We start from the raw sequence: 22,507 nt of genomic DNA, 5'->3' as shown, positions 1-22,507 counted from the left end.
TCCTGAGCGCACAGTTAGCGTAGCGTCGCACACTGTGACTCGCCGGGGTTGAGGACGTTCATGAAGAAGCTGGTTCTGGCAACCGTGACCGTTGCCGCCGTGGTCGCTGCCGCGCTCGTCCCGTCCGGCCCACCGGTCCAGGCCGCGCAGCAGGCCAAGGCCAAGACCGCCGCGCCGGGCTTCGGTTCCGCCGTGTCCTCCGTCGCGCGCCCGACCTGGCAGACCGACGACAGCGTGAACGCGCTCGCGACCGCCGGCAACACCGTGTACGCCGGGGGCCTGTTCACCCGGATCCGGCCGGGCGGGAAGCCGATCGGCGAGGGCGAGGCCGTGCGCCCGTACGTCGCCTCGTTCAACCGGACCACCGGCGCGCCGAGCGGCTGGGCGCCGCGCCTGAACGGCGCCGTCTGGTCGATCGCGACCAGCGCCGACGGCCGCTGGGTGGTGATCGGCGGCGACTTCACCAGCGTCAACGGCGTACCGCGCAATCGCGCAGCGATGTTCAACGTCGCGAACGGGCAGCTGACCAGCTGGAACCCCTCGGTCAGCTACCGGGTCTCCGCGCTCGCGATCTTCGGCAACACCGTCTACATCGGCGGCTCCTTCGGCCGCGTCGCCGGTACGACGCGCAACCGGCTCGCCGCCGTCTCCCTGAACGGCGCGCTGCTGCCGTGGAACCCGAATGCCGACGACGACGTGCACGCGATCGACCTGACCGACGACGGCCGCCGGGTGCTGGTCGGCGGCGGGTTCAAGAAGGTGGCCGGAGGCAACCACTACGCGCTGGCGATGCTCGACCCGATCAACGCCAAGGCGTACCCGCTCCCGGCCGCGGCGGCGATCCCGCCGCCGACCGACGAGTGCGTCAGCCGGGTCAAGGACATCGACACCCAGGGCAACCGCGCCTTCGTCGGCAACGCCGGCAGCGGCCTCGGCTGCTACGACGGCATCCTGGCCGCCGACACCAAGACCGGCAAGCTGGTCTGGCAGAGCAAGTGCCTCGGCGCGACCGAGGCGGTCAAGGCGATCGGCGGCTGGCTCTACAAGGGCTCGCACGCGCACGACTGCAGCCAGGACCGCAGCTTCGGCGACGGCAGCGGCATCCGGCACCTGCTCGTCCAGAGCACGACGACCGGCAAGTTCGGCCCCTGGTTCCCGAACACCGACGTCGGCGGCACCACCGAGGTCGGCCCGCTCGCCTTCACCTCCGGCGGCAACGACCTCTGGGCCGGCGGCGACTTCCTGTCGGTCAACGGCAAGCCCCAGCAGGGCCTGACCCGCTTCACCAACGCCGCAGGCGGCGCGCTCCCGACCCGCCCGACCGCACCCAAGGTCGCCAGCCCCGCCAAGGCCCGTACGACGGTCACTTTCCCGGCGGTCGTCGACACCGACAACATCACCCTCACCTACACGCTCTACCGCGGCACCACCAAGCTCGGCAGCTGGACCCGCAACTCCTACCCGTGGTCGCGCCCGACCGTCACGACGTACACCGACACGGGCGTCAAGACCGGCCAGCTCCCGGCGTACCACGTCGAGGTCACCGACGGCCGCACCCGCACGAAGGGCGCCTCGGCGACGGTCAGGGTCCGGTAGCCCGGGGTACCGGGGGCTGGAATCCGACTGAAGGAGCTCCCGGTGAACACGTTCCGCAAGGGCGACAAGGTGGAGTGGGACAGCCACGGCGGCACCGCCCACGGCACCGTCGAGAAGAAGCTGACCGAGCGCACCCACGCGGGCAAGCGCACGGTCGACGCCTCACCCGACGAACCGCAGTACCTGGTCCGCAGCGACAAGTCCGGGCGGACGGCGGTCCACAAGCCGTCGGCGCTGCGGAAGGTGTCGTCATGAGCGACGACGTGTACGCCGAGTTCAAGGACGCGGTGAACATGACGCCGTCGAGCCTGCGCGACTGGCTGGACACCGACGAGTCGAAGCAGGTCGGGCAGAAGTCGTCCGGCGGCTCCGAGTCGGTCGGGCATCGCAGCGGCCGGCGGATCGTCGAGCTGCTCGGGACGAAGAAGGCGGATCTCAGCGACGCCGATCTCGACCACATGCGCAAGGTCGTCGGCTACGTGCACCGGCACCTGAAGCAGCGGCCGTCCGGGGACGTCACGGAGACGGACTGGCGCTACTCGTTGATGAACTGGGGGCACGACCCGAAGAAGTAGGGCCGTCCTCGAAGTCGCCGAGGTCGCTGTCCCAGTCGTCGTCCTCGACGCTCGCCTCCTTGCGGCGGGCGATCCGGACGAAGGCGGCGATCAGGAGGATCGGGCCGAGGAACATCGCCAGCTCGGGGATGCCGCCCAGGTGCTGGGCGATCACGAGGCGGTCACCAGGGCGATGCCGCCGGCGGTGAAGGCGACCATGGCGGCGAGCATCGGGTACTGCGCGCGGCGCATCTCGCGGCGGCGGAACAGCAGGGTGGCGCGATCGTGCGCGGACACGACCCCGAGTACGTGTCCGAGCACGATCGCACCGATCTGGACCCCGGCGATCAGTCCGGTGCCGAGAACGCCGTAGTCGATCCCGGTCGCGCCGACGCCGAGCAGGTCCCAGCCGCGACCGAACGGGTCGGTCGCGAGCAGGACACCATCCTGCCCCTGGAACACCGCGAAGGAGAAGTAGTGGGCGACGGCGTACCCGATCGCGATCGGGACCAGCGAGTGCGCGAAGGCCCCGGGAAGGCCGGCGTTGCCGAGGGCACCGGGGCGGACGGAGGCGGATCCGGTCGCTCGGGCGGCGCCGAGGAAGAGAGCGGTCACCAGGGCGATGCAGGCTGCCAGACCGAGCGTGTGGACGAGCACGTGATCGGAGTCGCCGGTCAGCGACGTCCAGGCGCCCCAGCGGGAGATGCCGTCGAAGGCCGTTGAGCCGAGCAACAAGCAGAGGAGCGCGACCAGGCCGGGCTGCTGCGGCATGGTCGCGAGGCCGGCCAGGGGGTTGCGGAGGACGAGCTGCCGGTTCTCGCGGCCGAGCGGGCTGAGGCAGGCGAGCACTTCGGCGTACACCTCGAAGCTGTCGCCGACCGCGAACCAGCGCGGGCCGTAGACGATGCCGGCGGCAACGTTCACGACGGCGTACGCCGTGACGAAGGTGGCGACGACGAGCGGGGCGGAGCCTTCGGGGTAGGCCAGTTCGAGCCAGAGGAAGCCGAAGAGCCCGGCGACGGCCGGCCAGTAGGCGATGCCGCTCGGGAGCCGGCGATGGGTCCGTCGAGGGACCAGCGCGGCGAGCGTGCGTAGCGGGTTGGCCAGCCGCCAGACCGGGCCGAAGAGCAGTGAGAGCGGGATGATGCCGACCCAGATCCAGACGTAGAGCCAGGTCGGCGCCGGGTTGAGGGCGGGCGACGTACTGCCGAACCAGGCGGCGCCGAGCAGCAGCGCCAACGCGAGAACGCCCACGACCTTGAGCCCCCACCGAACCACCGGCGTGTCCACCAACTGGGTGAGCACCCGCAGAGGGCTACCGGAAGCGACTTCAAAGCGTGGTTTGGACCAGAACGCGGCCAGCGCGAAGAACGACACCGCAACGGCCGCGGCCGCCGAGTAGATCGCCAGCCACAGCGGCACCGGCAGGTCCCCACGCCCGCCGATTCCGTGCAAGGGGATCATGGGTCCGAATGTAACACGCCCTATGTCACATAGCTACTGTCTGATACTCCGACCGGTCGAACCGCCGGGTCAGCTGCCGGAACCGGAACGTGAACGACGGCCACAGCGTCGTGTTCCGCCCCTGCGCGTCCAGGTACCAGCTCGTGCAGCCACCGCGCGTCCAGACCGTGTTCCGCATCGACGACCGCACGCCGTCGACGAACGCCCGCTGCACCTCCGGCCGCACCTCGACCTGCCGCAGCCCCTCGGCGTCCATCGTCTTCAGCACGTCCAGGATGTACGCGATCTGCGACTCGATCATGAACACCATCGAGCTGTGCCCGAGCCCGGTGTTCGGCCCGATCAGCAGGAAGAAGTTCGGGAAGCCCGCGACCGCCGTACCGAGGTGGGCTTCCATCCCGTCCGACCACGCCTCGCGCAGCGTCAGGCCGTCGCGGCCGTGCAGCATGTCCATCACCGGCAGGTCGGTGACCCGGAAACCGGTGCCGTAGATGATCGTGTCGACCTCGTGCTTCACCCCGTCGTCGGTGACGATCGCGGTCGGCGTCACCTCGGTGATCCCGTCGGTGACCACGGAGACGTTGGGCCGCGCGACCGCCGGGTAGTAGTCGTCGGAGATCAGCACCCGCTTGCAGCCGAGGGTGAAGTCCGGCGTCAGCTTCGCCCGCAACTCGGGGTCGCGGACCTGCTGCTTCAGGTGCTTCTCGGCGACCTTCTGCGCCTGCGTCATGATCGCGGGCAACTTGGTGAACCCGAGCGCCATCGTCTCGCGCCCCCAGTAGATCCCGGCCCGGACCGCCTTCTGCACCAGCGGGAACCGCCGGTACACGGCTTTCTCGGCCCGGCTGATCTTCCGGTCCGGCCGCGGCATCACCCACGGCGGCGTCCGCTGGAACAGGTGCAGCTCCTCGACCTCGGGCTGGATCGCCGGCACGAACTGGATCGCCGACGCGCCGGTCCCGATCACCGCGACCTTGCGGCCGCTCAGGTCGAGATCGTGGTTCCACTGCGCCGAGTGGAACACCTCTCCCTCGAACGACTCGATCCCGTTCAGCTTCGGGTACGACGGCTCGGCCAGCGGGCCCATCCCGGACAGCAGGATGTCGGCGGTGAAATCGCCCTGGCTGGTGTGGATCAGCCAGTGGTCGTCGACCCAGTGCGCGTCCTGGACGGCATGCCCGAAGCGGATGTGCGGCCGGACCGCGAACCCGTCGGTGACCTGGCGCAGGTACGCCTCGATCTCGGGCTGCGGCGAGAACGTGCTCGACCACTCCGGGTTCGGCGCGAACGAGAACGAGTACAGGTGCGAGGGCACGTCGCAGCGGCAGCCCGGGTAGGTGTTGTCCCGCCAGGTCCCGCCGACGTCCTGGGCCCGCTCGAGCACGACGAAGTCGTCGTACCCGGCCTGCTTGAGCCGGACCGCCATCCCGATTCCCGCGAAGCCGGTGCCGATCACGACGATCCGGTGCTGCTGAGGCATGCGCTCGCCCTTCGTCGAAAGAACTTACTCCCAGTAAGTTACTCCGAGTCAGTTAGACTGCACAAGTGACCTCGACCACGCAGCCGATCCCGCCGGGCGCGCCGTCCGGCGACGCTCCGGTCAGGCGGAAACGCGACCGCGCCGCCCGCGAGCGCGAGATCCTCGACGCCGCCGAGCGGATCTTCGGCGACCACGGCTACCAGGGCACCTCGATGGACGAGATCGCCGCCCAGGTCGGCGTCAGCAAGCCGCTGATCTACCAGTACTACGGCTCGAAGGACGGCCTCTTCCTCGCCTGCCTGTCCCGCCTGCGCGCCCAGCTCCTGGAGGCGGTCTCCGAAGCCGTCCTCGCCGCTCCCGACGCCGAGCAGGCCATGTACGCCGGCTTCGTCGCCTGGTTCCAGTTCCTCGACGACCACCCCCGGTCCTGGTCGGTCATCGTCGACGAGGGCATGCTCTCCGCCGGCCCGGCCGCCCAGGCCGCCGACGAGGTCCGCGCCGACTTCGTCGAACTGATCGCGACGATGGTCCGCCTGAACGCGCCCGCGACGACGGACGAGGAGGAGATCCAGATCGTCGCCCAGACAATCTCCGGCGCGACCGAACGGCTGGCGATCTGGCGCACCCGCCTCGAGTCGCCGCCGTCGCCGGAGAAGACAGCAAGAACCCTGCAGGACCTGCTCTGGCAAGGGCTGGCCAACCTGCAGCAGCCCTGACAACGGGGAGGTCGGCCCAGACCGACGCTGCCTGTGGATAACCCAACTCCGCTGCGGACCTTCACTTGTAAACTCAACAAGGAAAGAGCAGGCGGGGGCGGCGGGCGTCCGGGCTCGTGATCTGATCCTCCTGTGCGCGTTCCACCCACCGCCATGGTCCTCGGCGGCGTCGTCTCGGTGCAGTTCGGCGGCGCCCTGGCCGCGACTCTGATCCACGAGATCGGTGCCCCCGGCACCGTCGCCGTCCGGCTCGCGCTCGCCGTACCGATCCTGCTGCTGATCGCCCGCCCCAGCCTGCGCCGCCGCTCCCGCCGCGACCTCGGAGCGGTGCTTGCCTTCGGCACCGTGCTCGGCCTGATGAACCTGTGCTTCTACCTGTCCCTCGAACGCCTCCCGCTCGGCGTCGCGGTGACCATCGAGTTCATCGGCCCGCTCGGCCTGGCCGCCGTCATGTCGCGGCGCCGCCGCGACTTCATCGCCGCCGCGGCCGCCGCGATCGGCGTCGTCCTGGTCAACGGTCACGAGCTCTCCGAGGTCGACTGGCTCGGCGTCGCCTTCGCCGCCGCGGCCGGCGTGCTCTGGGCCGGCTACATCCTGCTCAGCGCCGAGACCGGCCGCCGCTTCGCCCAGCTCGACGGCCTCGCGCTGGCGATGGTCGTCGCCACCGCGATCACCGTCCCGGTCGGCTTCGCGACCACCCCCGACCTGATCCACTGGCGCACGATCCTGATCGGCCTCGCGATCGCCGTACTGTCCTCGGTCCTGCCCTACTCCCTCGAAACCCTCGCACTCCGCACCATGCGCCCCGCCGTCTTCGGCATCCTGATGAGCCTCGAACCAGCCGTCGGCGCGACCGCCGGCTACCTGATCCTGCACCAGCTCCTCACCCCCGTGCAGCTCGCCGGGATGGCCTGCGTCGTCGGCGCCTCGATCGCGATCACCCGCACCTCACAAACGGAAGCCCCCGACCTCTGACGGATGTCACGGTCACCTCGTGACGCCCGATCCAGGCTCGCGCGCGCCGTTCCCAGGAGCATTCTGGGTATGACGACAACGACTGCGGTCACCCTCAGCGGAGTGACCAGGAGGTACGGCGAAGTGCAGGCCGTGGCCGGGGTGGACCTCACGATCCGGTCGGGCGAAGTCGTGGCCCTGCTCGGTCCGAACGGCGCCGGCAAGTCCACCACGCTGGAGATCCTGCTCGGGCTGGTCCGCCCGGACCAGGGCACCGTCCAGCTCTACGGCAAGACGCCGGTCGAGGCGATCGCGGCCGGGCAGGTCGGCGTGATGCTGCAGAGCGGCGGCATCATCGAGGACGCCAAGGTCGGCGAGCTGATCGACCTGGTCGCCGGGCTGCACAAGGACCCGCTACCGGTCGCCGACGCGCTGCAGCGGGCCGGTATCGCGGACCTGGCCGGGCGCAAGCTCAAGGCGCTGTCCGGCGGTCAGAAGCAGCGGGTCCGGTTCGCGATGGCGATCGTCGCGCAGCCCGACCTGATCGTGCTCGACGAGCCGACCACCGGGATGGACGTCGAGTCGCGGCGCGACTTCTGGGCCGCGATGCACGCCGAGACCGCGCGCGGCCGGACCGTGCTGTTCGCGACCCACTACCTGGAGGAGGCCGACGCGTACGCCGATCGCGTGGTGCTGATGCGGGCCGGCAAGATCGTTGCCGACGGCACCGCCGCGCAGATCAAGGCGAGCGTGTCCGGCCGGACCATCCGGGCGACCGTGCCGGGGGCGGACCTGGCCACGCTCGCGACGCTGCCCGGCGTACGGAACGTCGAAACCCGCGGGGACGTGGTGCTGCTGCAGTGCGCGGACTCCGACGGCACCCTGCGGTACCTGCTGGCCAACACGCCGGCCCACGACATCGAGATCACCTCGGCCGACCTGGAGGACGCCGTCCTCGCGATCGGCGCGGCACAGGAGAGCAACGCATGAACCTCGACTACCTCAAGTTCGACATCAAGCGCACGCTGCGCAACCGCCGCGTGCTGATCTTCGCGGTGCTGATGCCGCTGGTGCTGTTCCTGATCTTCGGTGCCACGCTGCACTCTTCCGACTCCGAGGGCGGCATCTCCGCGATCGCCTACGTGATGGTGAGCATGGCCATGTTCGGCTCGATGAACGCCGCGATGAGCAGCGGCGGCGTGATCGCGATGGAACGCGACGGCGGCTGGAACCGGACGCTGCGGCTGACGCCGCTCAAGCCGCAGGCGTACGTCGCCACGAAGGTGATCCTGTCGCTGCTGCTCGCGGTCCCGCCGCTGCTGGTCGTCTTCCTGGCCGGGATGATCATCGGCCACGTCGACCTGAGCGCCGGCCAGTGGATCTCGGTCGCGCTGGTCTCCTGGCTCGGCGCGCTGCCGTTCGCGGGTCTCGGCCTGGTGATCGGGTACGTCGCGAAGCCGGACAGCGTGCAGCCGATCACCGGCCTGACCACGATGCTGATCGCGGCCTTCGGCGGGCTCTGGCTGCCGATCGAGCAGATGCCGCACGTGATGAAGACGATCGCGCAGCTGACCCCGGCGTACTGGACCGGCCTGAGCTCGCGCAGCGCGCTGTCGGAGAGCGGGCTGGACATGCACGCGGTCTGGATCGTGCTGGTGTGGACCGTGGTGCTCGGGGCGATCGGGCTGCGCCGCTTCCGCGCGGACACCGCCCGCGCCTGAGCCGAGCGGGTTACCGTGACGACTGTGAAGACCGCACCGATCCTGCTGGGGACGGCGAGCGACGGCACCCGCCGTCGCCCGCCGAGCCGGTGGGGGTGGCTCGCAGCGATGATCTGGCTGTTCTACCTCGCCAGCCCGCTGAAGGAGATCCTCCAGCACAGCGACGGCCTGACCCGCGTGGTCGGGATCGTCGCGCTGCTGCTCTTCGCGGTCGGTTACATGGCCTTCTTCGTCTGGATCCGCCAGGTCGGCCTGAACGCCGGCGGCATGCCGGTCTGGCAGCGCGTCGGCTACCTGATCGGTCTGCTCCTGCTGGCGGCGCTGATGCTGCCGTCGGCCGGGCAGACCGCGCTGACGACGCTGGTCTACATCACGGCGATCGCGATGGTCTCGCTGGAGCTCCTGGTCGCCATCCCGATCATCCTGGTCCTGCTCGGCGGCGCCGAACTGTCGATGCGACTCGTCCCCGGCTGGCACGACGACAGCAGCTACGGACTCGCGATCTTCCTGTCCGCACTGGCCGTGTTCGGGCTCCGGCGGGCGATCCAGCGCTCGATCGAACTGACGATCGCCCGCCAGGACTTCGCCGAGCTGGCCGTCCAGGAGGAACGCAACCGGTTCGCCCGGGATCTGCACGACATCCTGGGCCACTCGCTGACAGTCATCACGGTCAAGGCCGAGCTCGCGGGCCGGCTGATCTCCGCGAACCCGTCGCGGGCCGCTCAGGAGGTCGCGGAGGTCGAGCAGCTCGCGCGCGCGGCGCTGGCCGACGTACGGGCTGCTGTCGCTGGGTATCGCGAGCTGAGCCTCGCCGGTGAGCTGGTGTCGGCTCGGGCGGCTTTGGAGGCCGCGGAGATCCGCGCGGATCTGCCGACCACGGTTGACGACGTACCTGAGTCGCACCGGGAGTTGTTCGCCTGGGTGGTGCGTGAGGGCGTCACGAACGTCATTCGGCACTCGGGGGCTCGCAAGTGCAGCGTGCGGTTGAGCGCACAGCAGATCGAGGTGCTGGACGACGGTCGGGGGCCGACGACCTCACCGGGCGGTCACGGGCTGATCGGGCTCCGCGAGCGCGCCGACCAGGTCGGAGCGACCTTGTCCGTCGGCCAGGCGCCCGGTGGCGGGTTCCGGCTGGCTGTCAGAGTGGGTCCGTGAGCATCCGACTGCTGATCGCCGACGACCAAGCGCTGGTCCGCGGCGCGCTGGCCGCCCTGCTCGACCTCGAACCCGACCTCGAGGTCGTCGCCGAGGTCGGCCGCGGCGACCAGGTCCTGGGGGCCGCCCGTACGGCGAAGCCGGACGTCGCGCTGCTCGACGTCGAGATGCCGGGACTGGACGGAATCGAGGCGGCCGCGGCGCTGCGGGCCGCCGTACCGGCTGTGCGGATCCTGATGGTGACCACGTTCGGCCGGCCCGGCTACCTGCGCCGTGCGATGGAGGCCGGCGCCGCGGGCTTCGTCGTCAAGGACACGCCCGCCGCGCAGCTCGCCGACGCCGTACGCCGGGTGCATCAGGGTCTGCGCGTCGTCGACCCGTCGCTGGCCGCCGAGACGCTGGTCGCGGGGACCAGCCCGCTGACGGCCCGCGAGTCCGACGTACTGCGGGCCGCTCGTACAGGCGGGACCGTCGCGGACATCGCCCGCGAGCTGCACCTCTCCGAGGGGACGGTCCGCAACCACCTGTCCTCAGCGATCGGCAAGACCGGCGCCCGGACCCGCGCCGAGGCCGCCCGCATCGCCGTCGACAACGGCTGGCTCTAACTCACCCAGCCGGCTCTACAAGTGCGCGGAAGGCTTCCAGCGCATGCCAATCCCATCCGTGCCCATCGGTCCCTCGCTCTTCCGGCGTGACCCGTCGCGCACTCCGGTAACACCTCAGCGCCTGCTCGACCACCGGCCTGTGCTCCTCCGGCAGGTTCCTGATCCCCCACTCCCCACCCTCTTCCTTGCTCACCACCTGCGGTGATTCCCGCACCATCAACACCCGGCACGCGTTCAGCACCCCGTAGTACGGCTCCGCCAGCAGATCCACCTCAGCCAGATCCGCCTCGATCGCCGCCAGATAGTCCTCCGCCGGCACCTCCGCGAACATCTCCGCCGGCCCCGGCCCACTCACCGCGACCCCGCGCGCCCTCACCACCGTGACGTGCGCCGCCAGATCCGGATCGACCCCCGGCCCGGCGTACTCCCCACTCAGCGCCCGCTCACTCCAGTACGCCGAGTAGTGCACCTCGAACTCCCGCGCCCCGCGCGCCGCCTGCCGCTCGGTCAGCACCGACACCTCGAGATCCCCCACCATCGGCCGGCCCTGCGACCGCTCCGCCAGCACCCGCGCGACCCGCTCCCGCTCACTCCCCGTCAGCGCATCCCGCACCACCACCAGCAGATCCACATCACTCTTGGCGCGGTAGAAGCACCCCATCGCCAGCGACCCGTGCACGTACACCGCGTTCGGCGTCAGCCCGGTCGCCGCCAGCGCCTCTCCGACGTACCGTTTGATGTCCTCGTCGCAGGAAGCCCATGACTGCGCTCGGTCACGAGGATGCGGTACGTCGTACGTCATGAGCCGACCGTAGCCAGGTCGGCGAGTTCGCGCTCTTGCTTTTCCCACCGCCGCGCGGCATAGGCTGACCTCCAGGGGAAGGGAAGTCGCCATGACGATCGAACAGTTCAGCGCCCGGGGCCGCCTGGCCGACACCGGCGAGGGCATCACCACCGACGAGCTCCAGCTGGCCGCCCGCAACCACGGCATCCCGCTGGAGGCGCTGCGCTACGACCTGACGCCGCCCGGGCTGCACTACGTGCTGGTCCACTACGACATCCCGCTGACCAACGCCTTCGACTGGCGCCTCACCGTCGACGGTTGCGTCGAGCAACCGATCGACTTCGGCCTGACCGAGCTCCGCGCGATGGGCCGCCAGACCGTCCGCGTCACGCTGGAGTGCGCGGGCAACGGCCGCGCCCAGCTGCACCCCCGGCCGATCAGCCAGCCCTGGTTGATGGAGGCCGTCGGCACCGCCGAGTGGACCGGCGTACCGCTGGCCGCGCTGCTGGAGGCCGCCGGCGTACGGGCGGACGCCGTCGACGTCGTCTTCACCGGCGCCGACCACGGCGTGGAACGAGGCATCGAACAGGACTACCAACGCGGCCTGTCGGTCGCCGAGGCCCTCGACTCCAACGCCCTCGTCGCCTGGGAAATGAACGGCATGCCCCTCCCACCCCAACACGGCTACCCGCTCCGCCTGGTCGTCCCCGGCTGGTACGGCATGGCGTCGGTCAAGTGGCTCCGCTCCATCGAGCTCATAGACCACCCCTTCACCGGCTACCAGAACGCCGAGGCCTACCGCATCCGCACCGAGCCCGACGAGCCCGGCGTAGCCGTCACCCGCATCGAACCCCGAGCCCTCCTCATCCCTCCCGGCCACCCCGACTTCATGACCCGCCACCGCTTCGTCCCCGCCGGCGAGGTCCTGCTCCAAGGCCGAGCCTGGTCCGGCTGGGCCCCGGTCGACCGCGTCGAGATCTCCACCAACGCCGGCGCCACCTGGCAAGACGCCACCCTCGATGCCTCCAGCAACGAAGACCTCGCCTGGCGCCCCTTCACCTTCACCTGGCAAGCCACCCCCGGCGAACACATCCTGACGGTCCGAGCCCACGACAAATCCGGCCGAGTCCAACCCATCGAAGCCCCCTGGAACCGAGGCGGCTTCGCCAACAACACCGCCCAACGCCTCACTGTTCTGGTTCAGTAAACCCGCGTGTCGCTCCTGCCGTTGCCCACTCCCCGCCACATCATCAGAAGTGGGCAACGCACCGATTCCTTCTCCCCAGGAGCGATCCGCGCGATGAACGACTTGAACCTGCACGCGAGAATCTTCCGCACCGGCACGGCGTGGTACGCCGACATCGACGACCTCGGCGACCCACTCCCGGAAGACCCGTACTGGTACGGCGTCTACGACACCCAACGAGCCGCCATAGACGCCGCGTGCACCCGAATCGCCACCCTCCACCAAACCCAGTGCCACCGCCTGAGCCACAGCCCGCTTTCCGCGTAGCGCGCCGATCACGAGGGAGAGCGAGACCGAACCCACGCCTGCTCGAAGTCCTTCGCATCGATCAACTCGGCATCGAACTCAGGCTGGTTAGAAATCTCCTCAAGCGCCGGAAATGGGATCTCCGAGAGTCCGACTGTCGCGGTCTCGTGATTTCGGTCTGCCCACTCGGCTCGCCCATCCCGATAGAACTGAACTTTCCGGGTTTCGTAACCGTCGTCACCCAACTCACTCAGATAGAGCACAGGCTCATCTTCAAAGTCATGCACCCAAGCGACCTTGACGTACCTCAAATCTAATTCCTCCCTGAGCTCAGGATGCGCCCGGTGAGATCCAACGGCCCACTGTTCGGAACAACGAACACACCGGGCCTCCCTTCGGCTGCGACAACATTCAGGCCCCTAACATCAATTTCGACATAGTGCGAGAACCTCCTCCCGGCCCAGGGAACTCTCAGAAAAGCCGCCGATAGTTGACCCGGAGTCCTGGTTCCTGGCTTTATATCCGACAGATACTGACCGTCTCCGTGACGAGCATCATTTGGGTTGTTTGCCTTCAGGGACGCGCGCAGCTGGCCACTTGCGATGATCCCATCGTGCCCCGCCTCATTTGTGTAGTGATAGAGACTTCTAGGGCAATTTGCGTTGTGAACGAGCACTGGCGTCTCACCCGTCAACACATAATACGTGTGAACCTTCCCTACGGTGAGGTTGTGCACGCGCGCCGGGGCGATGTACTCGCGGGCACCGCTGACCGTGATCGCTGCCCTGGCCATCGGCTCCGATTGCAACAGGTCACCGACTCGTAGATCACCGGCATCGACCCACCTGTGGTCGATCGGCCGGTAGAACGGGTGCCCTTGTGTAGCGACGACAGTCGACTGTTCGGTCTTGTTTCCGATACGGACGGTCGCGGTGAGCTCAACCAGCTCCTTCTGACCGTGACCTACGATCGTCGCCACTACTGGTTGTGCAGAAGTTTTACCAGTGTCCGGATCTGTCGCCAGCACCTGGTCACCGAGTTGCAACTCCTCGATGGGTCTGGAGGAACCATCGGCCATGACAACTCTGGTGCCTGGCACGAACGAGTTGCAATCTCCGAGTGCCTTGACTGATATCCGCCAGTCCTTGACGGCATCGACAGCCTGCTCAGCGAGCTTGCTGATCTTTGCTATCAACGCAGCCGCCTTGCCCCACTTGAGTGGAGAGCCATACTTGACGGCGAGTTTTCCGAGAATCCCGCCAGCGAAAGAGCTGAGGACGGTGACGCCGGTGGCAAGGCAAGAACTAATATCGCCTTGCGTGAAGCAGTTCAGCGCGTCGGTGACCCCCAGTTCGTCGGCGATGATCTTGACGAGGTCCTTGATGACTCGTTTGACCTTTGCCTTCGATTCGGCCGCCCGCTTCTTGTGGCTCGAGATCTGGTACTGGATCTCGTTCTGGACCTTTTCCTCATAGGAGATCGAGTTCCATTTGTCGACAGACTTCTTGTCGTCGTTGTAGACCTCGCTCTCGTTCTCAGGCTTGGTCGCTACTTTTCCGCCGGACGGGAGGTCGACGATCACTGCCAGACCGTCCGGGTCCGACATCGACACCGGACTGTTGGTGGCGTACGCGTAGGCGTTGAGCTGTTGCGGGTTGTTGTGGTCGACCACCGGGTCAACCGAGATGAAGCGGCCCAGGTCTGGGTCGTACTCTCGGGCACCCAGGTGTGTCAGACGAGTCGATGCGTCGAGTTGGCCGTCGACGAAGCCTCGGCTCTTGCTGTCCCAGGTCGACGATTGGCCTCTCGGGGTGCCGAACGGGTCCATGTAGCGGCGGGAGAGCTCGCTGGAGGTTCGGTCGATGCTGACCGTGGCGGTGCCGTGGTGGTCGGCGAAAAGGTTTTCTACCGCGTTCTCGCCGGTGCGCATCGCGACCGTGCCGCCGTTGAACTTGTAGTAGCGCGTCGACGAGACGGTGTCGGCGGCCTTGTCGAGGCGGACCTCGGTGTCGCCCAGGTAGAGGGTCGCTCCCGTCGGGTCGTGCTTGATGAGGCGGTCGCCCTCGGCGTCGTAGACGAAGTCGGTGGTGCCACTCGGGCCGGCGATCGACTTCAGGCTGCCGTCGACGTCCCAGGTGAAGGTGTCGGTGTCGCCGGACTCCGTGCGGGTCGCCATGTTGCCGGTAGCGTCGTATGTGTAGGAATCAGCTGACGTACCACCGGGTCCGGTGCTCGTCACTCCGGTCGTGGCGTGTGGGCGCGGCAGAGAGCCTGCCGGGTAAGAAAACTTGCGGACAGTGTTGCCGGCCGCGGCATGAGAGGTCTCTTCGGCGCGGTTGCCGGACTTCCAGTAGCCGTACGTCTTCCAGTACGGGTACGTCGAGCCGAGGTTGCCGGTCGTCGGAGCCGTGGTGCAGGACGCGTTCGACGTTGTCCGCGCCTCCGTGAGGCGACGGAGGAAGTCATACGTGAAGCACTGGCGATCCATGCTCGCGCCCTGGGCCTGCGAGTGGGCGATCGCCAGGATGTTGCCGCCGGCATCGTAGGTGTAGTCGAAGGAGTCGTCGGTCTTGGCCTGCGTCTGGCGATCGACCTTCATCCAGGTCAGGCGGTGCGTTCCCTCGTCGTAACCGAAGGTCTGGTGGGACGCCTTTCCGTTGAGGACGTCGCCCATCGTGTAGAGCGTGGGTTCACCGAACGGTGTGTAGTTCGCTCCTCCAACGTACGACGACCAGCCGCCCATTGCCACCAGGTTGCCGCTGTCGCTGTAGATCGTCTTGACTGTTTCATTCGGCAGCCCCGGCACCTGCGGCATTGTCACCTCGGCGACGCCGCCGTCGGGGTTGTACTTCGTCGACGAGGTGTACTCGCCGGCTAGCTTGCCTTCGACAGCCGGGATCGTGACCTTCGTCCCCGTCGGCCGGTTCAAGGCGTCGTAGCCCGTGATGGCCGAGATGTAGTTGTTGCCGCCTACCGTGCGGGTCGACGAGGTCAGCAGCCCCTTGCCGAGCGTGTCGTACTTCCACGACGCGAGCACCGTGCCGGTTGCCGAACCACTACGAGTAGCGGTTTTGCGGTCCAGGTTGTCGTACTCGAAGAACAAGGACTGGTTCCGTGCGTCCTTGGTCGACGTCAGCCGGTCGGCGGCGTCGTACGTCGAGGTTGTCGTTCCCTTGTCCGGATCAGTGGTCGAGATCTGGCGGCCTCGAAGGTCGTAGGTGTAGCTCCACGTGCTGCCACCCGCGTTCTTGACGCTCGCCAGCTCGTCGCGAGGCGTGTAGGTGTAGACCGTGTTGTCCGACGCCCCCTGCACGGCACCGCTGGGGTACTGGCGAAGCTCGACCGTGTTTCCCCGCGTGTCGACGACGCTCATCGTCGCCGTCTGGCCGACCGGTGGGTCGACGCCGACGAAGTTGCCGCCGTACGACGTGGTGGTGCGCCAGAGCTCGGAGTTCTTCGACTTCATCGTCTCGACGGTGACCCGGTTCGCGCCGTCCACGGTGTAGACGGTCTGGGTCGGGATCTGGACGTCGGTGACCTGGAAGATCTTGTTCGACGGGCCGCTGGAGTTGTCGAAGTACGGGCCGCCCTTCTTCTCCACGACACCGCGGAAGCTGTACTTGGTGTCGGTGATGACGCGGCCGTCGCCGTTCGCGCTCGGCGCCTGGGTCTGGCGTTCACGCAGCAGGCCGTCGAAGAGGGTCCGGGTGTTGGAGTAGGTGCCGTTCGGCAGGAGTTCCTGGGACGAGACGATGTTGGGCTGACCAGCCGTTTTCGACAGCAGGTAGGAGAAGACGGCGGAGGCCGACTTCCCTTCGGCCTTGGGCCGGTCAGGGAGCCACACCGAGGTCAGGCGCCCGGAGCCGTCGTAGGTCAGATCGGTGCGCTTGTCGTTGGCATCGATCTCGACGGTCGGCGAACCCCACGCGGGGTCCAGCGTCGTCTCGCTGGTGTTGTTCAGGGCGTCCGTCGTCTTGGTACCCGTCACCGGGCCACTCAGCGCGGGCACGTACTCGACCTTGCTGGTCCTCCGGTTGAGCCCGTCGTAGGTCTCGGTCGTCCGCCCGAGCTCGTCGTAGATCATCCGGGCGCGCTGTTCGTAGACAGGAGTGCTGCCCGTGGCGGACATCGTCTCGACCTTGGAGACCAGGCCCCGGGTGGGAGCGGCGTCCAGCGACGTGCTCTGGTCGTAGTACGTGCGCTCGTCGGACACGATCTGACCCGGGGCCGGATCTGCGACAGCGCAGCTGACGGAGGCCGTCTCCTTGCGCTTCACCGTGTCCATCACCCAGCCGCTGGAGCGCTGCGCGTACTCGTACTGCGTGCAGCGGTCGTCGTCGCCCTTGCTCACGTCTCCGAGGTCGCTCACCGAGGTCGGCAGGCCGAGTTGGTCGTCGAACTGGCTGTCGGTTCCGGACACCCGGTAGGTACCGTCGGTCAGCCGGGTCCGGACGCGAACGAAGCCGGTTGCCAGCAACGTCGCGATGTCACCAGGGCTCGACGCGGTCTGCTTGAGCCACGGCGTGTTGACGGTCCCGGTGATCTCGGCGCCGCCCGAACCGTTGTACGTGACCTGCTCGCGGACATAGCCGTTCAGGCGATCGAAGTCGTCGTAGCCGGTCGTGGACTGCGAGTCTTTGATCTGGACGCTCTTCGTCTGGGTGCCCGCTTTGTTCAGGCGGTCGCCATGCAGACCCCGGAAGTAGAGGAACTTCGTGGCGGTCTGCGACCCTGCCGGGCCTTCGAGCACCGTCACGTAGTTGTAGCCGCGCCAGTCGCCCCAGGTCCGGTACTTCAGGGCGGTCAGTTCGTTGTCGTCGAAGTGCCAGCCGGCGCTGCCCGCGTAGCTGTACGCCGTGTCCTTCGTCGGCGAGTCGCCGACCAGGTCGGTCTCGACCGTCCGGGTCACGATGTACTTGTGGAACCAGTGCAGGGTCGGGTTCTCGCCGCCCTCTCTCGTCCAGTACACCGGGAAGCACCGGCGGGTGTTCGTCGGCGCGGTTGCTTCGGCCGGGTTGGTGGTGCAGTCCTTCGCCGAGTAGTTGACCGAGATCAGCGCGCCCGACTCGGTGCGAATGCCGTTGACCCGCGGCTTGTTCATCGGGAACGCGCCGTTGGTGAAGTCACCTACGCGGTTGGACATCAGCGTGCCCTCGAAGGTGACCGGCGGATCGACGACCGCGGTGCCGTTGGCCGTACCGCTGTGCGTGATGCTGTTGAGCCAGAGGCCGGCCGACGTACCGTCGCCCGGGTCCTTGAACTCCTGCCCGAAGTCCCAGCGGTCCACGGTTCGGTAGTTGCCCCCGCCCGTGTGAACTCCGGTGTACAACGCGTCCAGCCGCTTGCGACTGAAGAACGCGGGCGAGGTCTTGCCCGGGCAGGTCGTGGCGGACGCGCAGATCTGGTCGAACGGCACGTCGGGCCACTTCGAGGCGTTGGCCGCTGTGAGCTGCTCGGGTGCGCACGTGACCGCTCCGCTCGGGAAACAACGCTCGGCGACCTCGAAGACGACCCTGGCCGGCGCCGCGACCGACGCGTCGGTGCCGTCGCGCTCGCCGTACTCGATGCTCGTCAGGTAGCTGCCGCGGTCGTAGCTGGAGACCGCGGTGTTGTTGTTGCGGCCGTAGTAGTTGGTCTCTTTCGCGTACCGGTAGGTCATGACGTTGCCGGACGTGTCGATCACCCGGTCGACGTTCCACCGCCAGGGCTGCGCACACTGCGAACCGGCGAAGTCGCCGGCCTTGAAGCAAGCCTCACCGTCGTTGTTGCCGTACACCGGAACCATGGAGACGGAGTTCGACCTGCTCGCCCCGAAAGCAGCCGGGTTCAGGCCGAAGAAGTACTGCGTTCCGTCCGTGGTCGTGAGGCGCCAGTGCTCACCGCTCACCGGACCGTTCACGGCGTCGTTGTCCGCGCCGGACAGTCGCTCGATGCGGGATCCGTCGTCCTTCTGCAGCTTCCAGCCCTTGACCGGGTCGTACAGCAGCTCACTGGAGTGACTTCCCAGCGAAAGCGTCGCGTTGTCGGAGCGCCAGCACAGGTCGCCGGTCTTGGTCTTGTTGTTCGACTCCGCGGTCATGTCGTCCGCGCACGAGACGTACTTGCGCTCGACGTAGCCGGGTTCCAGGGTGTGCCCCTGCCCGATCCACGAGCCCTGGTTGTTGGTCGACGCGGTCTGACCGTCGAGCGAGCCCGACGAGTAGCCGATCGAGAGCTCCGGCCGGGGACCTGTTGTGCCCGGCGGCACTCGCAGCGGGTAGCTCCAGTTGAAGTCGCCGGTCTGCTTGCCGACACTCCAGGTCGAGGCCGGCGACAAACTGGTCGCGCTGTACGCGCCGTTCGGGCCGTCCGCGGCAGCCGCTACGGCGAACGCGGCGACAGCCGAGCCCGACTTGTTGGCCGGTACGTCGACGTCGGCAGTGACGGTCTCGGTCTTGGCATCGACCGCCGAGCCCGGCACCACCGTCGCCTTCGAGCAGGTCGTCTCGTTGGAGCAGTCGAGTCTGACCATGCGGAGTCTGGTGGCCCAGTCCCCGCCGTACGCGTTCTTGAAGTCCGAGTACTTCACCTGCAGCCGCACCTTGCCCGGAGCGGCTGTCTTCTCGGCGGCTGCCACTCGCAGGACAACTCCACTGACGCCGAGTTGCTGCGCGCGGTCCTGCCCGAGCACGTCGACCCGTACGGACTTGACGGCCGCGGCTGCCTTCGCCGAGGCGGCCGACGGGGCGACCGTGACCGGAGACGCGCCGACTCGCTGCGGCGTCGTCACCGTCTTGGCCACACCGGTGAGGCCGACGGGCGCGAGGTTGACGACGCCAGTGGTCGCGGCGGGCCAGGTCGGCGACGTGACGTCGGCGGCCTTGCCCGGCGACTTCTCAGCCGGGAGATCCTTCTTGCCGGTGAACTCCGAGCCCTCGACCGGATCGGTCTTCTGCGGTGTCGGCGCCGGGCGGCTGTACGCCTTGGCCTCGGCTGCTGGGACGTAGGAGGCGACACCGGCGATCAGGCTGACGCCCAAGACCGTGACGAGGGCCGCTCGGCTTCTTCGCAGGGTGGGCCTACTGAGCTTCATCGTCCGTCCCATCAGTTGTCTCCGAAGGAGTAGGCCTGGATGTAGTCGTCGCTGACGACGTTCTGGTAAAGCCGGACGTCGTCCACCGCGCCGCGCAGGAAGTGCGTGCTCTGCCCGTCGATCGCCAAGCCGGTTCGGAACGGGCCGGAGCCGTCGGTGACGCTGGCCGACTCCTTGAAGTACCCGCTGCTGCGGGGGATGCCGTCGACGGCCAGCTTGAGGAAGTGGTCACCTGCCTCGTACACCGCCGCGACGTCGATCCAGTCACCCTCGTTGTGCGCGATCCACCCGGTCTCGAGCTTGGCCGGGCCTGCCGAGTCGTTGGTGGCAATGGTGAACGCGAACTTGACCTTTCGCTCGCTCGGAACATCATCGCCAGGGTCCGCGGTGTCCTTGCCGGTCCAGGTCATCTCCGTGGTGCCCAGCGTGAAGCTGCTGAGGCCCGGCCGGTCCTCGCTGAGGATGACCTGGCGGTTGCTCTTGATCCCGAGCTGCACACGAGCCATCACACTGAAGTTGTGACTGGTGTCCACGATGTTGGTCGCCGACGTCGCCGTGGTGGCACCGGTCGTCTGCAGGCCCGGCAGGTAGACGGCCCGGTCGGTGGGAAGCACGGCGGACTGGTCACCACCGGTCCAGGTGGCTCCGGTCCCCAGGTACATCGTGCGGCTGTTGCCGCTGCCGTCGACACTCGAGGATCCGGTGCCCTCGTCGAACATCCACTTGCCGTCGACATCCGGCCCGTTCACGCGCAGCACCACTTCGCCGTACCGGTCACTCGGGTTGCCCGCGGCATCGACGCTCCAGGCACGGATGTACCAGGGACCGATGTGGGCCGGTGTCGCCGTCAGCGTGCCGTTCGCCTTCGGAATCACCGTGGATCCGGGGCTGAAGGTGTCGAACGCGTAGCGGAAGCCGGTGACGTCGTTCGAGGGGCTGGCGATCTTGAAGCTGACGGCCTTGCCTGGCTGGTAAGGACCGGCCGTCGTCGCCACGATGGTCGGCGCCGGCGGCTTCGCCAGGTCCACCGCGAAGTAGCACTCGGTCGACCAGGCGGAGTGCGCGTCCCCGTCCCACGCTCGAGCCCGCCAGGCGTAGGTCACGTTCGAGTCCAGGACCTGCATCTCACCGCTCGGTATGAACCGTACGTCGGTTCCGGTGTTCGAGTAGCCCGCGGTCTTGAGCTGGCGGTACGGGCCGGCGTCGATCGCCCTGCGGACCTCGAACTCGACCATCGCCTGGTCGCCGTCCCACGCGTCTGGGTCTGTGACGCCGACGATCAGACGTGGCTGGGCGTCTCCGACGATCGGGGCGCTGCCTGCGGTGGTGGCACAGCTGGTCACGGGGTCCTCGGTCCGCGGACGCACGACGGTGGGCGCGAAGTTGTAGGTGATCGACAGCTCGACGTCGTACCGGAACCGCTTCCAGGCGTTCTGGTCGGACTCGTCGGCCGCGCGCATCCCGAGGTAGATGGTGGAGGCGTTGGCTGCCGCCTGTTGCGCCACCCCCGACTGCACGTTGAACGGCACCCAGGATCCACCCGGGTCGCATCCCTCACGGCCGTGGGCGACGGTCGCGGTTCCCAGCCGTTGCTGCCAGACCGACGCTCCGGAGCCTGCGTTCCAGTTCGTGTTCTCGGTGACCCGCGCCGTCTTCCAGACCTCGACCGGCTTGGGCGTGCACGACGCGGCCCAGGTCTCGAACGCGGTGAACGTGGCCGAGAGGATCTGGGCCTGAGCGACCTTCGCGACGTCGAAGCCGAAGAAGAGACGCTTGCGGCTCCACGGCTCGAACGCCTGGTACCCGACGCCCTCGTCGTTGGTCCAACCCCAGTACGGCGTACCTGGTTGGGCCTCGTTGATCATCGAACGCGCTACGCGGGTGCCCCTGACCGCTGGGTCGATGTGCAGGGGGTAGACCGTGCCGGGTGCATCGACGAGCGACTGCTGCGGCGTGATGGTCAGGCTGTCCTGATCGATCCCGACGGGCATCGCGGCGACCGTGTCGCCCTCGAGTGGCTCGGCGCCCCGGTCGGCCGAAGCCGGCTCGGCCTTCCGATCACCCGAGGAGTCCCACATCACCGGCTTCGGTGCGCTGAAGATCGTCGTACCGATCTCGTCGACGGCCTCGATGCCGCCGCCCGGCGAGTTCCGGACGGTCAGTCCCGGGGCGTCGAGGCCGAGCTCGATCTGCTGCAGCTGCGGCAGCTTGGCGGCCGCCGGGGTGTTGACGATCAGCACCTGGGAGAAGGAGTCGTTGGTGACGTTCACCCGGAGGTCGACGTCGGGGTAGACCGACTTGTACGTCATGTTGTCGCCGTCGACGACCGGCGCGGGCAGTGGCCGCGGCCAGGTCAGGGCGAACTCGTGCCCTTCCTTGGTGAGCGTCACCAGGTTCTTGTCGCCGCCGTCGGAGAACTCCATCTCCATCGACGTCGCCGCCGGCCGGATCACGCCGTCCTGGTGGGACAGAGTCGGGTCGAGGTCGACCCACTGGCCGTTCCGCTTCTTCCGGACCGGCTCCGCGGACTGCTCGAGGGTGAAGGTGCCGTCGGGGTTCGCGAAGTTCTTTGATGTCTCGGTGCGCTTCTCGACCACTTCGACCCGCTCGCCGGACTCTGCGGCTCGCTTGGCCGCACTCTTCTCCGGCTGCTTGGCCGGAGAAGCCGCCGGCGGCGGCGTCGCGGCGGTCGGCAGTGCTTGCAGCCCTCCGCCGGCGACCAGAGCGCCGACCACGAACCAGACAGCTGTACGCCGGCTGTGCCGGCGTGAACGAGACGTACGAGAGCCCCAGGTCACTTGCCCCACCCCACAGATCGATACAAAAGACAGTCGAGGGGTAACTCTGGGGTTATGTCGGGCTGTTGAACAGCGACAACCCATACAGTTCGGTTTGCATGGGTCGGTGATTCGGG

The 22,507-nt window shown here is 68.0% G+C and carries 18 protein-coding genes and 3 pseudogenes; 11 read left to right on the top strand and 10 right to left on the bottom strand.

Annotated features, from left to right (window positions below):
* Positions 1 to 60 precede the first annotated feature (60 nt).
* From ACZ6Z4_RS07335 to ACZ6Z4_RS07325, 3 genes are read left to right on the top strand one after another with little or no spacing between them, the layout of a single operon-like run.
* On the top strand, positions 61 to 1,596 hold the full coding sequence (locus ACZ6Z4_RS07335) for a fibronectin type III domain-containing protein (protein WP_465559201.1): 1,536 nt from the start codon (positions 61 to 63) through the stop codon (positions 1,594 to 1,596).
* Between the two features lie 42 nt (positions 1,597 to 1,638).
* A complete protein-coding gene (locus tag ACZ6Z4_RS07330) occupies positions 1,639 to 1,851 on the top strand; it encodes a hypervirulence associated TUDOR domain-containing protein (protein ID WP_465559198.1) in 213 nt (70 codons plus the stop codon).
* Positions 1,848 to 2,171: a DUF3140 domain-containing protein gene (locus tag ACZ6Z4_RS07325; protein WP_465559194.1), complete on the top strand. Its 324-nt coding sequence runs from the start codon at positions 1,848 to 1,850 to the stop codon at positions 2,169 to 2,171. The genes ACZ6Z4_RS07330 and ACZ6Z4_RS07325 overlap by 4 nt, the downstream gene beginning before the upstream one ends.
* On the opposite strand, the gene ACZ6Z4_RS07320 is transcribed toward ACZ6Z4_RS07325, so the two are convergent.
* The 3 genes from ACZ6Z4_RS07320 to ACZ6Z4_RS07310 are packed head-to-tail and all read right to left on the bottom strand — an operon-like array spanning position 2,113 to position 5,094.
* Entirely contained in the window at positions 2,113 to 2,325 is a 213-nt protein-coding gene (locus ACZ6Z4_RS07320) for a hypothetical protein (protein WP_465559189.1), read from the bottom strand. The genes ACZ6Z4_RS07325 and ACZ6Z4_RS07320 overlap by 59 nt on opposite strands.
* Positions 2,322 to 3,614 carry a hypothetical protein gene (locus ACZ6Z4_RS07315; RefSeq protein ID WP_465559183.1) on the bottom strand — a complete coding sequence of 431 codons (1,293 nt, stop codon included), beginning with the start codon at positions 3,612 to 3,614 and terminating at the stop codon, positions 2,322 to 2,324. The genes ACZ6Z4_RS07320 and ACZ6Z4_RS07315 overlap by 4 nt, the downstream gene beginning before the upstream one ends.
* Positions 3,615 to 3,639: 25 nt before the next feature.
* Complete coding sequence (locus tag ACZ6Z4_RS07310) at positions 3,640 to 5,094, bottom strand: flavin-containing monooxygenase (RefSeq protein ID WP_465559179.1); 1,455 nt, start codon at positions 5,092 to 5,094, stop codon at positions 3,640 to 3,642.
* 65 nt (positions 5,095 to 5,159) lie between these two features.
* Between ACZ6Z4_RS07310 and ACZ6Z4_RS07305 the strand changes: the two genes are divergently transcribed.
* From ACZ6Z4_RS07305 to ACZ6Z4_RS07280, 6 genes are all read left to right on the top strand, one after another.
* A complete protein-coding gene (locus ACZ6Z4_RS07305) occupies positions 5,160 to 5,810 on the top strand; it encodes a TetR/AcrR family transcriptional regulator (RefSeq protein WP_465559176.1) in 651 nt (216 codons plus the stop codon).
* A gap of 132 nt (positions 5,811 to 5,942) precedes the next feature.
* A complete protein-coding gene (locus ACZ6Z4_RS07300; RefSeq protein ID WP_465559174.1) occupies positions 5,943 to 6,785 on the top strand; it encodes an EamA family transporter in 843 nt (280 codons plus the stop codon).
* Positions 6,786 to 6,854: 69 nt separating this feature from the next.
* Positions 6,855 to 7,754 carry an ABC transporter ATP-binding protein gene (locus ACZ6Z4_RS07295; RefSeq protein ID WP_465559171.1) on the top strand — a complete coding sequence of 300 codons (900 nt, stop codon included), beginning with the start codon at positions 6,855 to 6,857 and terminating at the stop codon, positions 7,752 to 7,754.
* Positions 7,751 to 8,485: an ABC transporter permease gene (locus tag ACZ6Z4_RS07290; RefSeq protein ID WP_363673155.1), complete on the top strand. Its 735-nt coding sequence runs from the start codon at positions 7,751 to 7,753 to the stop codon at positions 8,483 to 8,485. Before ACZ6Z4_RS07295 ends, ACZ6Z4_RS07290 begins: the two co-directional genes overlap by 4 nt.
* 24 nt (positions 8,486 to 8,509) lie before the next feature.
* On the top strand, positions 8,510 to 9,640 hold the full coding sequence (locus ACZ6Z4_RS07285; RefSeq protein ID WP_465559166.1) for a sensor histidine kinase: 1,131 nt from the start codon (positions 8,510 to 8,512) through the stop codon (positions 9,638 to 9,640).
* A complete protein-coding gene (locus ACZ6Z4_RS07280; RefSeq protein WP_465559163.1) occupies positions 9,637 to 10,245 on the top strand; it encodes a response regulator transcription factor in 609 nt (202 codons plus the stop codon). The genes ACZ6Z4_RS07285 and ACZ6Z4_RS07280 overlap by 4 nt, the downstream gene beginning before the upstream one ends.
* Before the next feature lies 1 nt (position 10,246).
* Here ACZ6Z4_RS07280 and ACZ6Z4_RS07275 read toward each other — a convergent pair whose 3' ends face one another.
* Positions 10,247 to 11,047 (bottom strand): aminoglycoside adenylyltransferase domain-containing protein, encoded by an 801-nt coding sequence (locus tag ACZ6Z4_RS07275; protein WP_465559160.1) that lies wholly within the window; start codon positions 11,045 to 11,047, stop codon positions 10,247 to 10,249.
* 91 nt (positions 11,048 to 11,138) lie between these two features.
* Here ACZ6Z4_RS07275 and ACZ6Z4_RS07270 point away from each other — a divergent pair, with 91 nt between their 5' ends.
* Both ACZ6Z4_RS07270 and ACZ6Z4_RS07265 read left to right on the top strand, forming a co-directional pair.
* Entirely contained in the window at positions 11,139 to 12,236 is a 1,098-nt protein-coding gene (locus tag ACZ6Z4_RS07270) for a sulfite oxidase (protein ID WP_465559157.1), read from the top strand.
* A gap of 93 nt (positions 12,237 to 12,329) precedes the next feature.
* Positions 12,330 to 12,542, top strand: coding sequence for a cyclin family protein (locus ACZ6Z4_RS07265; RefSeq protein WP_465559154.1), 213 nt, complete (start codon positions 12,330 to 12,332; stop codon positions 12,540 to 12,542).
* An 8-nt stretch (positions 12,543 to 12,550) separates the two neighbouring features.
* Here the strand turns inward: ACZ6Z4_RS07265 and ACZ6Z4_RS07260 are convergent, their stop codons facing one another.
* The 6 genes and pseudogenes from ACZ6Z4_RS07260 to ACZ6Z4_RS07235 all read right to left on the bottom strand — a co-directional run bounded on the left by ACZ6Z4_RS07260 (position 12,551) and on the right by ACZ6Z4_RS07235 (position 22,391).
* Entirely contained in the window at positions 12,551 to 12,832 is a 282-nt protein-coding gene (locus ACZ6Z4_RS07260; RefSeq protein WP_465559151.1) for a DUF6881 domain-containing protein, read from the bottom strand.
* A 2-nt stretch (positions 12,833 to 12,834) separates the two neighbouring features.
* A complete protein-coding gene (locus ACZ6Z4_RS07255) occupies positions 12,835 to 13,197 on the bottom strand; it encodes an HYD1 signature containing ADP-ribosyltransferase family protein (RefSeq protein ID WP_465560605.1) in 363 nt (120 codons plus the stop codon).
* Positions 13,192 to 13,569, bottom strand: a pseudogene (locus ACZ6Z4_RS07250) (polymorphic toxin-type HINT domain-containing protein); the annotation flags it as partial. The gene ACZ6Z4_RS07255 and the pseudogene ACZ6Z4_RS07250, both read right to left, overlap by 6 nt.
* 549 nt (positions 13,570 to 14,118) lie before the next feature.
* Positions 14,119 to 15,009, bottom strand: a pseudogene (locus ACZ6Z4_RS07245) (RHS repeat-associated core domain-containing protein); the annotation flags it as partial.
* A gap of 507 nt (positions 15,010 to 15,516) precedes the next feature.
* A pseudogene (locus ACZ6Z4_RS07240) lies at positions 15,517 to 15,894 on the bottom strand (hypothetical protein); the annotation flags it as partial.
* Positions 15,895 to 19,604: 3,710 nt separating this feature from the next.
* Positions 19,605 to 22,391, bottom strand: a complete 2,787-nt coding sequence (locus ACZ6Z4_RS07235; RefSeq protein WP_465559148.1) for a LamG-like jellyroll fold domain-containing protein — start codon at positions 22,389 to 22,391, stop codon at positions 19,605 to 19,607.
* Positions 22,392 to 22,507 lie beyond the last annotated feature (116 nt).

It is taken from the genome of Kribbella sp. NPDC104740 (assembly GCF_055583505.1).
This window is presented reverse-complemented; position numbering and strand designations above follow the sequence as displayed.